The organism is Dactylosporangium sp. NPDC049742, from assembly GCF_040674675.1.
In the GTDB taxonomy this organism is placed as follows: Bacteria; Actinomycetota; Actinomycetes; order Mycobacteriales; family Micromonosporaceae; genus Dactylosporangium; species Dactylosporangium maewongense.
Map to the genome: position 1 here is coordinate 44,647 of NZ_JBFANF010000067.1, position 15,021 is coordinate 59,667.

Annotated in this window: 7 protein-coding genes; 3 read left to right on the plus strand and 4 right to left on the minus strand. The window is 73.2% G+C overall.

From position 1 onward, the window contains the following. Positions 1-23: 23 nt before the first annotated feature. Positions 24-1,508 (minus strand): AMP-binding protein, encoded by a 1,485-nt coding sequence (locus AB0J72_RS48220; protein ID WP_363412625.1) that lies wholly within the window; start codon positions 1,506-1,508, stop codon positions 24-26. Between the two features lie 110 nt (positions 1,509-1,618). On the opposite strand from AB0J72_RS48220, the gene AB0J72_RS48225 reads away from it, so the two are divergent. Beyond that, positions 1,619-4,768: a BTAD domain-containing putative transcriptional regulator gene (locus AB0J72_RS48225; RefSeq protein WP_363412627.1), complete on the plus strand. Its 3,150-nt coding sequence runs from the start codon at positions 1,619-1,621 to the stop codon at positions 4,766-4,768. A 551-nt stretch (positions 4,769-5,319) separates the two neighbouring features. Here AB0J72_RS48225 and AB0J72_RS48230 read toward each other — a convergent pair. From AB0J72_RS48230 to AB0J72_RS48240, 3 genes are all read right to left on the minus strand, one after another. Next, positions 5,320-6,096 carry an ABC transporter ATP-binding protein gene (locus tag AB0J72_RS48230; RefSeq protein ID WP_363412629.1) on the minus strand — a complete coding sequence of 259 codons (777 nt, stop codon included), beginning with the start codon at positions 6,094-6,096 and terminating at the stop codon, positions 5,320-5,322. Positions 6,097-6,264: 168 nt separating this feature from the next. Continuing rightward, a complete protein-coding gene (locus AB0J72_RS48235; RefSeq protein ID WP_363412631.1) occupies positions 6,265-7,269 on the minus strand; it encodes an ABC transporter substrate-binding protein in 1,005 nt (334 codons plus the stop codon). 26 nt (positions 7,270-7,295) lie between these two features. Further along, positions 7,296-8,177, minus strand: coding sequence for an ABC transporter permease (locus AB0J72_RS48240; protein WP_363412633.1), 882 nt, complete (start codon positions 8,175-8,177; stop codon positions 7,296-7,298). 233 nt (positions 8,178-8,410) lie between these two features. On the opposite strand from AB0J72_RS48240, the gene AB0J72_RS48245 reads away from it, so the two are divergent. Then, entirely contained in the window at positions 8,411-11,848 is a 3,438-nt protein-coding gene (locus AB0J72_RS48245; RefSeq protein ID WP_363412635.1) for a ThuA domain-containing protein, read from the plus strand. 152 nt (positions 11,849-12,000) lie between these two features. Further along, on the plus strand, positions 12,001-14,976 hold the full coding sequence (locus AB0J72_RS48250) for a discoidin domain-containing protein (protein WP_363412637.1): 2,976 nt from the start codon (positions 12,001-12,003) through the stop codon (positions 14,974-14,976). Positions 14,977-15,021 lie beyond the last annotated feature (45 nt).

Consider the following 15,021-nt stretch of genomic DNA (forward strand, 5'->3'; position numbering starts at 1 on the left):
CGTCGCACGCGCCGGCAAGGCCTTCACCGCAGCGCCCGGCGCATAAGTTTGCCGGTCGCGGAGCGGGGCAGGTCGGCGGCGAACGTGACCGCGGCGAGCCGCTTGAACGGCGCGACCCGCTCCGCCACGTAACCCAGCAGCTCCTCCGCGGTCGCCGGGGACCGCAGCACCACGTGCGCGACCGGCACCTCCCCGGCGACCGGGTCGGGCCGGCCCACCACGGCGGCGTCGGCGACCGCCGGGTGCATGCGCAGCAGTTGCTCCAGCTCCACCGGCGGGACCTGGTGCCCGCCGTGCTTGATCAGCTCCTTGAGCCGGTCGACGACGTACAGGTGACCGTCCTCGTCGAAGTGGCACAGGTCGCCGGTGTGCAGCCACCCGTCCGGGTCCAGGGTCGCGGCGGTCTCCGCGGGGCGGCCGCGGTACCCCCGCATCAGCTGCGGACCGCGGACCCACAGCTCGCCGGTGCGCCCCAGGCCCAGGTCGGCGCCGGTGGCGGGGTCGACGATGCGGGTCTCGGTGCCCGGCAGCGGCCGCCCGACGGACCCGCGGCGCGGCGCGGCCGGGTCGCTGACCGCGATCAGCGCCCCGGTCTCGGTCATGCCGAGGCCCTGGCTGACGGTGCAGCCGAGCCGTTCCGCGCAGCGCTGCTCCGTCGCCGCGTCCAGGGGCGCCGCGCCGACGCCGAGCGCGCGCAGCGACGACAGGTCGAAGCGGTCGACGAGCGGGTGCCCGGCGAGGGCGTGCACGACCGGCGGCACGACAACGGTGAGCGTGACCCGCCGGTCCTGGATCGCGCGCAGGAATGCCTCCAGATCGAAACGGGGCAGGGTGACGACGGTCGCGCCGGCCGCGAGGCCACCGGCGAGCAGCAGGTTGAGCCCGATCACGTGGCAGAACGGCGCGACGGCGAGGATCACGTCGTCCTCGGCGAACCCGAGCACCGCCTGGGCCTGCCCGACGTTGGCGACGAGCGCCGCGTGGGTGAGCTCGACGCCTTTCGGCAGTCCGGTGGTGCCGCTGGAGTACGGCAGCACCGCGACGTCCCCGTCAAGCACCGGGTCGGGCGGCGAGGCGGGCGGCGGGGCGGGCGCGTCGCCGGTGAGCTCGTCGAAGCAGAGGACCTCGCCGACCCCGGCCCGCCCGGCCGCGTCCTTCGCCCGCTCCAGCAGCGTCGGCGCCGTGACCAGCAGCCGCGCTCCCGAGTCCGCGAGCTGGGTGGCGAGCTCCGCGGCGGTCAGCGACGGGTCGGCGCCGGTGAACGTCCCGCCGGCGGCCATCGCCCCGTACACGGCGAGCGCGTACGCGGGCAGGTTCGGGCTGTACCCGGCGAGGACGTCGCCGCGGCCGAACCCGCGGGCGGTGAGGGCGGCGGCGACCCGCGCGACCCCGTCGGCGAGCTCCCGGTAGGTGATGGTGGCGCCGGTCGCGGCGTCGAGCAGCGCCGCCTTGCCGGCGAGGCGGTCCGCGTGCCGCAGCACCAGGTGGTGTACCGAATTCGCAGTCATGGCCGGGAAGGTAGGCGGGCGAGCGTGTGCGGACCGTTTCCCGAACGTGTGCGCGGGCGTTACCGTGCATGGCGACGACGGCGGCAGCGGTGGCAGCGGTGACGGTGGCGATGACGGAGCAACGGCTCACGATCCACACGCTCGGCCGCGCCGACATCGCGCTCGACGGGCGGCCCCTGACCGGACCCGCCTCGGCCAAAGCGGCGGCGCTGCTGGTCTACCTCGCGGTGACCGGCACCGGGCACACCCGCTCGGCCCTCGCCGGGCTGCTGTGGAGCGACCTGCCCGAGGCGACGGCCCGGGCCAACCTGCGCCTGGTGCTGACCAAGCTGCGCCGGGCCGTGCCCGGGCACCTCGACGTCGACCGGCGGACCGTCGGGTTCGCCGAAGGCGCCCCGGTCTGGGTCGACGCCGTCGCGCTGCTCGACCCGGCGCTGCCGGCCGCGGAGGCGGTGCGGCTGTGCGGCGGGGAGTTCCTGCAGGGCTTCGAGGTGCCGGGCGCGGCGCTGTTCGACGACTGGGTCGCGGTGCGGCGGGCCGCGCTGCACGCCGACATGCTGCTCGTGCTCGACCGCGCCGCCCGCCGGGCCGCGGAGGCGGGCGACCCGGCGGCCGGGATCGACGCGGCGCGGCGGGTGCTGGAGCTGGACCGGCTGCACGAGGAGGCGCACCGGGCGCTGATGGGGTTCCTCGCCGCCGGTGGGCAGCGCGGCGCGGCGCTCGCCCAGTACGAGACCTGCCGCTACCTCCTGGAGGAGGACCTCGGCGTCCCGCCCTCACCGGCGACGACCGCGCTGCGGGACTCGATCGCGGCCCCGCCGGCGCCGACGCCCGCGCCCGCACCGGACCCGCGGCCGCTCACGTCGCTGGTCGGGCGGGAAGGGGACCTGGCCCGGCTGCGGGAGCTGCTCGGCGATCCCGCCTGCCGGCTCGTCACCCTGGTCGGGCCGGGCGGTGCCGGCAAGACCCGCCTCGCCCTGGAGCTCGCGCAAGCGGACACCGGAGCCGTGTTCGTGTCGTTCGCCGGCATCGACCGTACCGACGACGCTGCCGACCTCGTCGTCGCTGACCTCGCCACCGCGTTCGGGGTGCCGCTCACCGCGCCGCGCGACCCCCTCGACCTGCTCGTGTCGCACCTCACCGGCCGCCGGATCTTCGTCGTGCTCGACAACCTGGAGCACCTGCCGGGCGCCGCGGCGCCGCTCGCCGAGCTGCTGCGGCGAGTGCCCGGCCTGCAGCTGCTCGCGACGTCCCGGCGGCCGCTCGGGATCGGCGCGGAGTGGCTCGTCGAGGTGTCCGGGCTGCCGTTCCCGCCGCCGGGCACCCCCGGCGACGGCTACCCGGCGGTGCGGCTCTTCCAGGAACGGGCCAGGCTGCTGCGCCCCGGCGTCGAGACCGACGTCGACGGCGCCGCACGGGTCTGCCGGCTCGTCGGCGGGTTGCCCCTCGCCATCGAGCTCGCCGCCCGGTGGGTCCGCGCCGCCACCCCCGGCGCCATCGCCGACCGGCTCGAACGCGGCCTGGAGCTGCTGTCCACCACCGCGCCGGACGTGCCGGCCCGGCACCGCAGCATCCGGTCGGTGCTGGACGCCTCCGTGCGCCTGCTGACCGACGAGGAACGGCGCGCGCTGCGCCGGCTGTCCGTGCCGCACGGCTTCGACCTGGCCGCCGCGGCCGCCGTCGCCGACGCCGGGCTGCCGCTGCTGGGCGGGCTCGTCGACCAGTCGCTGATCACCGCCGGGCCCGACGAGCGCTACACGATGCACGAGCTGCTGCGGCAGTACCTGCGGCAACGGCTCGCCGAGGACCCGGGCGAGGAGGCCGACACCCGGCGGCGGCACGCGCTGCACTACGCCGGTGCCGGTTTCGACGACACCGCGAACCTGCGGACCGCCACCGACTGGCTCGTCGCCGCCGCCGCACCCGAGGACCTCGACGCGCACCTGCGGCGGCTGTGGATGCTGTACCGGCGGACCGGCGCGTTCAAGGAGGCGCAGGCCGTCCTCGCCGCCGCGCTGCGCCGCACCGAGGTGCCAGACTTGGCCCGGGCCCGCTGGCACCGGCTGTTCGGCGAGGCGCACCAGCAGCTCGGCGACGCCGCGGCGGCGCGCCGGGAGCTGGAGCGGGCCTTCGCGGTCCTTGGCGCGCCGCTGCCCCGCTCCGCCGCCGGCTGGGCGGCGATGACCGTCGTCGAGCTCGTCCGGTCCGTCCGCCGCCCCTTACGCTCTGGTACGCCGGCGCGTCCCTCGGTGTTCCGGGAGCTGGCCGCGACCGGTTTCGCGCTCAACGAGGTGTACTGGGTGCTCGACGAGCACCGGCCGATGCTGCCGCTGTCGCTGCGCGCGGTCAACGACATCGACCGCGACCCCGACGCCGACCTCACCGCCCGGACCCGTGCCGGGCTCGGCATGGTCGTGGGCACCGTCGGCCTGCATCGGCTGGCCCGCCGGCAGCTCGCGGCCGCCGTCGCCGCGGCCGCCCGCACCACCGACCCGCTGACCACCTGCTGGGTCGGGATAGTCGGGGGCCTGTACTGGACCGGGACCGCCGACTGGGCCGCCGTCGACGCCGCCACGGCGCGGGTCCTCGCCCGGCATCCCGACGCGCCGCTGCACCGGTGGTCCGACGAGGTCAGGCTCATCGCGGGGGTCGCGCAGCACCTCACCGGGCGGCGGGCGGAGGCCCTCGCGTCGGGTGCGGCGGGGGTCGCGGCGGGGCGGCAGCGCCAGGACCCGGTCGTGCACCTGTGGGGGCTGCTGATCCTGCTGGAGGCGACCCTCGCCGACGACCCGGCCGACCCCGCGCTCGCGGGGTGGGTCGAGGAGGCGCTGCCGCTGCTGCCGTCCGCGTCGCGGATCGACGCGGCGCGGCTGCACACCGCGCAGGCGCGGATGCACCTGGCGGCCGGGCGGCACGGTCCGGCGTGGCGGGCGGTGCGGGTGGCCGACGACCTGATCGGGCCGCGGCCGGCGCCGGCGCAGTACGGGCTCGAGGCCCTGGCCGGGATCGCGGAGGTCTGCCAGGCACTGATCGGCGCCTCCTTCGACACGGGTGCGGTGCGTCTTGTCGAGGGTGCGGCGGTGCGGCGATTGCGGCGGTACGCGCGCACGTATCCGATGGCGCGGCCCCGGTACGGGGGCGTGCTCGGGCGGCATCTCGCGCTGCGGGGGCGGACCCGAGCCGCCCGGCGGGCGTGGGCGCGCGGCGCGCGGGCCGCGGAGCGGCTCGGGATGCCTTTCCTGTCGTACCCCGGTGCTTGACTGTGAGGTGCGAAGGCGGCGTTGAGGCACCGCCGGCGGGCGTCGAGGTCTACACGCAGACCGCCGACGGCGCCGCGCTGGACCGACCTGGACCGCGATCCCCGCGACGACGGACCAACCGACCCGGACCAGACGGAACCGCCCGGCCCGAATCCGGAGCTCAGCTGAAACGTTGACCCAATGCGGGGTCCGGTGAGACGAGCACCCGCTGCCCGGCGGACTGCATGGCTCTGATCACGCCCGCGCCGACGACGTCGACCGAATGGGCACCCGAAACCGGTGAGCCCGCCACCCGACAACCCGGCGAACAACCCATCTGACAGCATCCGACCCACGAGCCACGGGACTTGACGCGCGCCGATGGTGGTAAGCCATTGTCGATCTCACTGCGCTACGAGCACGCGAAGCTGTTCCTGGGGCGGGCCACCGGCGAGGACCGGACGGCGATATAGACCACGCCGCCGGCGACGAGGGCCGCAGCGGCCAGGACCAGAGACATCCCGGACGACGCACCGCGTCGGTACGTCGTCCGGGATGCCCCGAAGCACCCGTCAGTGGTTGGCGGTGGAGCCGAGCAGGCCGCGGATCCGGGTGGCGAGCCGGTCGAAGCGCGGGTCGGACATGACGGCGGCGTACTCGCGCTCCGCCGGCAGGTCCACCTCGAACTCCTCCTCGATGCGCCCCGGCCGGGGGCTCATCACCACGACCCGGGTACCGAGGAACACCGCCTCGGCGATCGAGTGCGTCACCAGCAGCACGGTCGTCGACGTCTCCCGCCAGATGCGGTTGACCTCGGCGTTGAGCTGCTCGCGGGTGAGCGCGTCGAGGGCGCCGAACGGCTCGTCCATGAGCAGTACCGGCGGCTGGTGCAGCAGCGCCCGACACAGCGCGACGCGTTGCTGCATGCCGCCGGACAGCTCGTGCGGCAGCGCGTGCTCGAAGCCCTGCAGGCCGGTGAGCCGGATCAGCTCGTCGGCGCGGCGGGCGGCCTCGGCGCGGGGCATGCCGCGCATCTCCGCCTGCAACAGGATGTTCTTGCGCGCGCCGCGCCACTCCAGCAGCGCCGCGCGCTGGAACGCGAAGCCGATGTCGCGCTGCGGCCCGGTGACCGGCCGGCCCTGCAGCGAGACCGTGCCGGTGGTCGGGCGGACGAGGCCGGCGACCAGCTTGAGCAGTGTCGACTTGCCGCACCCGGACGGGCCGACGATGGTGACGAACTCGCCGGGGCGGACCCGCAGCGAGACGTCCTCCAGCGCGGTCGTGCGGGCCTGCTTCGTGGTGAAGCGGACGGTGACGCCGTCGAGCGCGGTGGCGAGCGTCGCGGTCATGCCGCCACCTCCGCTGCGCTCCGGTGTCGGCCTGCCCCGAACCTGCCACATGATGACCGGCCCGAGCCGCTTCGCTGGCCGGTCATGCCGCCACCTCCGCTGCGCTCCGGCGTCGGCCTGCCCCGAACCTGCCACATGATGACCGGCCCGAGCCGCTTCGCTGGCCGGTCATGCCGCCGCCGTGAACGACTTGTCCCAGTACTTCGCCGGTGTACCGGGATCCTTGAGGTCGGCGTTCTTCGCCATGATGTCCAGGGTCTCGGTCCACTTGCTCTCGGCGTTGACACCGGACTGGCCGCTGCCGGCCTCGATCAGGGTCAGGCCGAGGTTGAGCTGCTTGGTGAGCACTTCCTTGGCAGGCTCGTTGTCGGCGAGCTCCGCCATCGCGTCCACCGCGCCGGGGACGTCCTTGGCCGCCTCCGCCCACGACTTCTGGGTGGCCCGCACAAACCGCTTGATCAGGTCGGCCTTGCTCTTGAGCGTGTCGTCGTGCACGACGATGCCGGTGCCGAGCAGGTTCATGCCGAAGTCCGCGAACAGCAGCCGGTCCATCTTCTTGCCGGTCTTGGCCTCGATGGTGGGGGACTGGTCGTGGAAGAAGCCCTGGATCGCGTCGACCTTGCCCTCGGCCAGCGCCGCGATCTTGCCCGCGGCGTCGACGTTGACGACCTTGACGTCCTTGGGGTCGACGCCGTTGGCCTTGAGCCAGGCGGGGAAGGTCGCGTAGATCGCGTCGCCGGGGGTACCGCCGACGGTCTTGCCCTTCAGGTCCGCGGGCGACTTGATGTTCTTGTCGGCGAGGAACTGGATCGACGTGGGGCCCTTCTGCAGGAACACCCCGACGCTCTTGACCTTCATCCCGCTGGCGACGCTGCGGATGAGCACCGGCGTGTCGGCCCAGCCGATGTCGGTCTGCTTCTGGTCGACCGCCTTGATCACGTTGCCGGAGCCGTTGCCGGGCTTGATCTGCAGGTCGATGCCCTCGGCCTTGTAGTAGCCCTGCTTCAGGCCGTAGTAGAACGGCGCGTGCTCGCCGTACGGGACCCAGTTGAGGGTCAGCGTGAGCTTCTCGGCGGCGCCGGGTTTGGCGGGTTCGGCGGCCTTGTCGGTACCGCAGGCGGCCACCCCGAGGAGGAGGACGGCGGCGGCGGTACGGGCAATGAATGACCTCATGGAAGTCTTCCTCTTCGGCGAGGGGATCAGGAGGTGGTGAGGGAGACCGGCCGGCGCCGGCTGGCGTGCCACGGGATGAGCAGCGCCTCGGCGATCTCGACGACGACGAACAGCACGATGCCGATCGCGGACATCAGCAGCAGGTCGGCGAAGAGCATGGCCGCGTTGAGGTTGCCGTTGGCGACCTGCAGCACGTAGCCGAGGCCCTCGCTGGCGCCGACGAACTCGCCGACGACCGCGCCGGTGACGGCGAGTGTCACGGCGACCTTGAGCCCGGACATCAGGTGCGGCAGCGCGTTCGGGAACCGGATCTTCCGGAACGTCTTCCACGGGCCGGCGCCCATCGTCGAGGACAGGTCCAGCAGCTCCGGGTCGGTGGAGCGCAGGCCGGCCACGCCGGAGATGACCACCGGGAAGAACGCGATGAGCACCGCCAGGACGATCTTCGGGGTGAGCCCGAACCCGAACCAGACGATGAGCAGCGGCGCGACCGCGATCTTCGGGATGACCTGGGCGAACAGCACCAGCGGGTAGACGGCCTTGTCCAGCGTCCGGGAGTAGACGATGAGCACGGCGGTGACCAGCCCGAGCGCGGCGGCCAGGACGAAGCCCAGCACCGTCTCGTAGAACGTCACCCAGGTCTGGCGCATGAGGAAGCCGAACTCGTCGCGGAAGATCGTCCAGACCTCCGACGGTGGCGGGATCAGGTACCGGGCGACCAGCTCCCGCCAGGTGATGAACCACCAGACGGCGAACAGGCCGGCCAGGACCAGGGCCGGGCGCCACAGCGACCCCGTGAACCGCCGCAGGCGCACGCCGATGCGCCGCTCGGTCCGGGGGCTGGTCTTCGCCGGTGTCGCGTCCCGGTCCACCGTGGCGGGGATCCGGGCCGAACTGGACACACTCACATCAGCACTCCATCCGTCGGGGTGATTGTCCGTCGACCTCCAAGCTGCGCCGCCCCGCCGTGGGCAAGCGCTTTCCTGCACTGTAGGGGGCGGCACCCCGTCCCGGCAAGGAGAGATCGGAACCGATCGACATGTCTATTGACGGTAGCGAATGTCGGCCCTACGCTACGGGCAGTCGGCGGCCCAGGAAAGCGCGTTCCTCTGTGTTCGTGCTGCTCATTGTAGGAGTGCCCATGCGTCGACAGCTCCGCCGCGCGTGCCTCGCCACGCTCGCGGCGGTCTCCCTCATCCTGCCCGTCACCGCGACCCCCGCCCACGCGGCGGCGCGGTTCCGGGTGCTGGTCTTCTCGAAGACGACGAACTTCTACCACGACTCGATCCCGGCCGGGATCACCGCGATCCAGCAGCTGGGCACGGCCAACAACTTCGAGGTCGAGGCGACCACGGACGCCGCCGCGTTCACCGACGCCAACCTCGCCCGCTTCGACGCGCTCGTGTTCAACAACACCAACTCCACGCCCGCGGCCGGCGACCTGCTCAACGCCGCCCAGCGCACCGCGCTGCAGAACTTCGTGCGCGCCGGCAAGGGCTGGGTCGGCCTGCACGCCGCCACCGCCAGCGAGCGCGACTGGACCTGGTACGAGGGCCTCGTCGGCACCATCTTCGAGAACCACCCGGACTTCAGCGCCACCGGCGGCGTGTACCCGGGCCGGATCAAGGTGCTCGACCACGCGCACCCGTCCACGAAGAACCTGCCGGAGCTGTGGGAGCGCAGCGAGGAGTGGTACAACTGGATCACCAACCCGACCGGGAAGGTGCACACCCTCGCCCAGATCAAGGTCCGCGACGGCATCGCCGGGCTCAACGAGGGCGTCGACCACCCGTACTCGTGGTGCCAGAACTACGAGGGCGGCCGGTCCTGGTACACCGCGGGCGGGCACAGCAGCTCCTCGTTCAGCGAGCCGGCGTTCCTCGACCACCTGCGCGGCGGCATCGAGTGGGCGGCCGGCGCCGTCCCCGGTGACTGCAGCGCGACGAAGACCGGCAACTTCCAGCGCGTCCCGCTGGTCGACCAGAACCTGTCGGACCCGTTCGAGCTCGCCGTCCTGCCCGACCGCCGGGTGCTGTACATCCAGCGCACCGGCCAGCTCAAGGTGATCAACCAGGACACCCTCGCGGTGGCCACCCTGCTGGACTTCGGCTACACCCCGGACCTGCTCACCCAGTCCGACGGCCTGCTCGGGCTCACCGTCGACCCCGGCTTCGCCACCAACCGGTGGGTGTACCTGCTGTACACCGACAAGGTCTCCAAGCAGATCAACATCGCCCGCTACACGATCGGTGCCACCGCCACCGACCCGAAGGTGCTGCTGACCATCCCGACCTGGCGCGGCGAGGGTCGGGCCAACTCGCACATGGGCGGCGGCCTCGCCATGGGCAAGGACGGCCTGCTGTACGCGGCGATCGGCGACAACACCGACCCGTTCGAGTCCAGCGGCTACACCCCGATCGACGAACGTTCCGGCCGCCGCGCCTGGGACGCGCAGGGCACCGCCGGCAACACCAACGACCTGCGGGGCAAGATCCTTCGGATCCGGCCGAACGCGGACGGCACCTACAGCAACCCGACCGGGAACCTGTTCGCGCCGGGAACCGCCAAGACCCGGCCGGAGATCTACGCGATGGGCTTCCGCAACCCGTTCCGGATCACCGTCGACCCGTTGACCAACGCCGTGCTGGTCGCCGACTACGGCCCGGACGCCCGCGCCGCCGACGCCAACCGCGGCCCCGAGGGCACCGTCGAGTTCGACCGGGTCACCTCGGCCGGCAACTACGGCTGGCCCTACTGCATCGGCAACAACACCCCGTTCAACGACTACAACTTCGCCACCAGCACGGCCGGGGCGAAGTTCAACTGCGCGGCGCCGGTGAACAACTCGCCGAACAACACCGGCCTGACGAACCTGCCGGCCGCCCGTGGCGCGCTGGTCTGGTACGCCTACTCCGCCTCGACGCAGTTCCCCGAGGTCGGTACCGGCGGCGGCGGCCCGATGTCCGGCCCGGTCTACGACTACGACCCGGCCAACCCGCGGGTGACGAAGTTCCCCGAGTACTACGAGGGCAAGTGGCTCGTGTACGAGCTGACCCGCAAGTGGTTCAAGACGCTGTCGATCCACAAGACTGCGCAGACGTTCACCGACGCCAGGTTCGGCCCGACGAAGGTCGGCGACCTGCAGTCCATCAACCCGGTCTTCCCCGACTTCAGCTGGGTCCAGCCGTTCGAGGCGGAGTTCGGTCCCGACGGGTCGCTCTACGTCATCGACTTCGGCGCCGGGACGGGCTCCGGCCGCGGCGGCACGAACGACGGCGCCGGCATCTACCGCATCGACTACGCGGCCAACGGCAGCGCGCCGGTCGCGAAGATCGCCGCGGACAAGGACTCCGGTCCGACACCCCTCGCGGTCAACTTCTCCAGCGCCGGCTCCACCGCCGGGGTGACCTACGCCTGGGACTTCGACGGCAACGGCACGACCGACTCCACCGCGGCCAACCCGTCCTTCACCTACACCACGAAGGGCCAGTTCAACGCGCGGCTGACGGTCCGCAACCCGGCCAACGGCCTGACCGCCGTGGCCACCACCCAGATCACCGCCGGCAACACCCGGCCCACCGTGACGATCAGCGTGCCCGCCGGCGGGTTCGCCGACTTCGGCGACCGCATCCCGTACACGGTGACGGTCACCGACCCCGAGGACGCCTCCATCGTCTGCACGCGGGTCGTCACCCAGAGCCTGCTCGGCCACGACAGCCACGCGCACCCGCTGGACAACTACACCGGCTGCTCGGGGCTGATCGTCACGGACGCCGGCGCCGGCGACGGGCACGGTCCCGGCCAGAACCTGTACACCGTGCTGACCGCGCAGTACACGGACGGCGGCGCGACCGGCGGGGTGCCCGCGCTGACCGGCTCGACCCAGGTGCGGCTGCGCGCCAAGAGCACCGAGGCGGAGCACCTCACCAGCAGCTCCGGCGTGACCGTCTTCGACCGGGCCTCGGCCCGCGCCGGCAAGCGCGTCGGCGACATCGACAACAACGACTGGATCCAGTACGGCACGGTCAACCTCAAGGGCATCGGCTCGGTCACCGCCGGCGTCAGCAGCGTCTACGGCGGCACGATCGAGTTCCGCAACGGGTCGCCGACCGGCACCGTGCTCGGCACGATGACCGTGCCCAACTCAGGCAGCTACGACAACCTCGTCTCCCCGACGGTGAACCTCACCAACCCCGGCACCACGTTCAACCTGTACCTGGTGTTCAAGAACCCGGCGACACCACCGCCGGCGGGCACCTACCTGATGTCGATCGACTGGCTGCGGTTCAACGGCGCGGGCGTCAAGCAGGAGACCGGGGCCAGCGTCACCGGCACCGCGACCCCGGCCACCGGCGGCCCGCGGACCGTGTCGTTCAGTGCGGTCGCCACCCCACCGGCGGGCCGCACCATCGCGAAGTACGAGTGGGACTTCGGCGACAACGCGGCGGTGTTCACCAGTACCACCACCGCGACGACCACCCACGCCTACAACCGGGTCGGCACGTTCACGGCCCGGCTGACCATCACGGACAGCGCGGGCGCCCCGCACGCGACCATGGTGACGGTCACCGTCACGTAGCACGGTTCCACCCTCCGTCGGCGGCTCAGCCAGGGCCGCCGGCGGTGTCCGTGCGCAGCTGGACGAGCAGTTCACAACGACCGCTGACCAGGGTTTTGTAAACCTTTTTGGAGATATTGACTCGGTATCGGGGCGCTGCGACGGTACTCGGCATGATGACCCGCCGCACCCTGTTCGCCGCGTTCGCTGCCGCCGGTGGTGCCCTCGCCCTGCCACGGCTGTCGGCTGCCGCGGTCACGGACCCGGTCGCCGACGAGTACCACCGGCTGCTGCTCGTGCACACCCGCTGGGTGCAGCAGCAGTGGGACCCGGCGATCGGCGCCTACCGGGCCGCCGACTTCCGGTTCGCCGCTGTCCTCGGCAACGCCGTCCTGCTGACCAGCGACGGCTACGACGCCGACCTTGCCGGCGTCGACGCGGCCACCCTGCGCACCCGGACCCTCGCCACGATCACCCGGTTCGCCGCGACGAACAAGCTCGCCGGCGGCGCCGACTGGGGGCAGCGGCTGTTCTGGGACTCGACGTTCGAGCTGTACTTCGTGCTCGCCGCGCGGCTGCTGTGGGCGGACCTGGACGCGACCACCCGCGCGAACGTGGACAAGATCGCCCGTGGGCAGGCCGCGTATGCGTACGGGCTGGGCACCGGCAACGACCCGCTCAGCGGCTCCTGGTCGCCGAACGGCAGCACCGGCGGGTACATCGGCGACACCAAGCTCGAGGAGATGGGCGTCTACGCCCAGGCCATCGCGCCCGGCCTGGCGTGGGCGCCCACCGGCGACGCCGACGCGGCCCGCTGGCAGGAGCGGTTCGTGTTCTGGGCGGCCAACTCCAGCGGCCTGCCCGCGGCCGACCGGGCCAACCCGGCCGTGGTCGACGGCCGCGCGGTCAGCGCCTGGAACGTCGCCCGCAACCTGCACGACACGTTCATCGTGGAGAACCACAACTCGGCGAACCCGCACTACCAGGCCGAGCTGTGGCGGACCGCGGGGCGCTCGGCCGCGCACTTCCTCGCCGCCGGCCGGCCGCTGCCGCAGGTGCTGACCCGCCAGCCCAACGGCCGCGAGCTGTGGGCGACGCTGCGCCTGCTGGCCAGCGACGCGGGCGAGCCGGTGATGCCGATGGTCGCCGACCGGTACCACCTGTACGGCCGCGACGTGCTGCCCCTCGCGTTCCTCGCGCAGGTCCAGGGCGACCCGCACGCCGCCCGCGCCGAGGCCGACCTCGCCGCGCGGCTGATGCCGTACCTGCAGTACGCGCCGCAGTACCGGCTCACGAAATTCAGCGGCGAGGAGAAGTACGAGCCGGAGGCCCGGGCCGAGCTCGCCATCGCCTACCTGTTCCACCGCTGGCGCAGCGCCCCGGTGCAGCCGGTGACGTCCGCCGAGTTCTTCGCCGCGGCCGCCGGTACCCGCGACTTCGGCCCAGCGGTCGGGCTGACCGCGCACCAGAGCGTCACGGGCTTCGCCGCCGCGGTCACCAAGCCGGGCCAGGTCAAGTTCCTGTGGCAGCCGGGCCACGACAACTGGCTGATCGACACCCGGGCGCCCGCATTCCTGCCCGCCCAGACGGCGGCGCCGCTGCGGCAGTCGACCGTCGCGTACACCACCGCCCGCGACGGCGTCGACTCCACCGCCACCGTGCTGCAGACCGCCGCCGGCTGGGCCGGCTACGCCACGCTGCCGACCGGCACCGTCGTCTACACCGGACCGGGCACCGCCACGCTGACCCTGTTCAACCTGTCGATGCCCGGGGTGCCCGGCCTCGACGGCAGCCGCACGTTCACCGGCCCGTCCGGCAGCGTGACCCCGCAGACCGGCGTCGGAGACGGCGGCACCGACCGGCTGACGTTCGCCGCCCGCACCGCCCGGCACGTGCGGTTCCTCGGCCGGGCCGCCGCCACCCAGTACGGCTACTCGCTGTTCGCGTTCGAGGCGTTCGGCACTGCCGGTACCGACCTGGCCCGCGGCCGCACCGTCACCGTGTCCTCGGCCGACCCGGCCTACCCCGCCACGAACGCCGTCGACGGCAACGCCGGCACCCGCTGGGCCGTCGCCCGCGAGGAGCGCGGCCGCGCCGACAGCTGGCTCGCCGTCGACCTCGGCAGCAACGTCCAGCTCACCGGCGTGACGCTGACGTGGGAGGCCGCGTACGCCACCTCGTACCTCGTGCAGACCTCCACCGACGGCGCCACGTGGAGCACCGCCGTCACCGCACCCGACGCCACACTCGGCGCATGGGCCGGGATCGACGGCCGGGCCGGGGTCGTCGCGCACGGCGCCGCCGGCCCGATCACCGCCTCCCCGACCCTGGTCAGCATCCCGGCCGCGACCCTCGTCGAGGGCTACACCGGCACGGGCACCGACCTGGCCGCGGCCGCCGCCCGGCGACTGCCGACCGGCGGGCCGTCGACGCTGCGGCTCAGCGACGCCGACGGGTACCTCACCCTGCTCAACCTGTCCACGACCGCGGTCGACAACGCGGTGCTGACCCTGACCCGCGCCGACCGGCTGTACCGGGGGCTGTCCGTGGTCCGCGCCGACGGCCGGCTGGACCTGACCGCGTCCGTGCCGGCCGCCGGCGGCGCCGTGCGACCCACCCGGTTCACGGTGACCGGCACCGCGCCGGCCGGCACCCGGTTCAACGTCGCCGACTCGCACCACCTCACCGTCACCGCCCCGGCCGGCGCGGCCGTCGACGTCCGGCTCGCCGCCGGCGGATGGTCCACGCAGGCGCAGGTACCGGCCGGCGCGACCCGCAGCTACACCGCCACGTTCGGCGGGCCGGTCACCCCGGCGACCGACCTGGCCCGCGGCCGCACCACGTTCCCGACCTCGCCGCTGCCGGCCGGCATGGGTGAACCGTCCCGGGCCGTCGACGGCGACCCGGCCACGTCCTGGCGGCCCGGCCCCAACGGGCGGATGGTCGTCGACCTCGGCACCGCCCGGACCGTGACCGCCGTGTCGCTCACGTGGACGACCGGTACCGCACCCGCCGCCCGCATCGAAACGTCCACGGACGGGTTGACCTACGCGACGCTCGGCGGGTCGGTGTCCGCCCGGTACGTCGCCGTCGCGGTGCCGGCGTGGCGCACCGGCGACCCCGATCTGGTGCACCTGTCGGTGACGTGATTTCACCGTAGCCATTGACAAGCATGGACTAAAGGCCCGGCGGTG

Coding starts and splice junctions, on each gene's coding strand:
- AB0J72_RS48225 (WP_363412627.1), top strand. CDS start 1,619: ATGACGGAGCAACGGCTCACGATCCACACGCTCGGCCGCGCCGACATC.
- AB0J72_RS48220 (WP_363412625.1), bottom strand. CDS start 1,508: ATGACTGCGAATTCGGTACACCACCTGGTGCTGCGGCACGCGGACCGC.
- AB0J72_RS48235 (WP_363412631.1), bottom strand. CDS start 7,269: ATGAGGTCATTCATTGCCCGTACCGCCGCCGCCGTCCTCCTCCTCGGG.
- AB0J72_RS48250 (WP_363412637.1), top strand. CDS start 12,001: ATGATGACCCGCCGCACCCTGTTCGCCGCGTTCGCTGCCGCCGGTGGT.
- AB0J72_RS48230 (WP_363412629.1), bottom strand. CDS start 6,096: ATGACCGCGACGCTCGCCACCGCGCTCGACGGCGTCACCGTCCGCTTC.
- AB0J72_RS48245 (WP_363412635.1), top strand. CDS start 8,411: ATGCGTCGACAGCTCCGCCGCGCGTGCCTCGCCACGCTCGCGGCGGTC.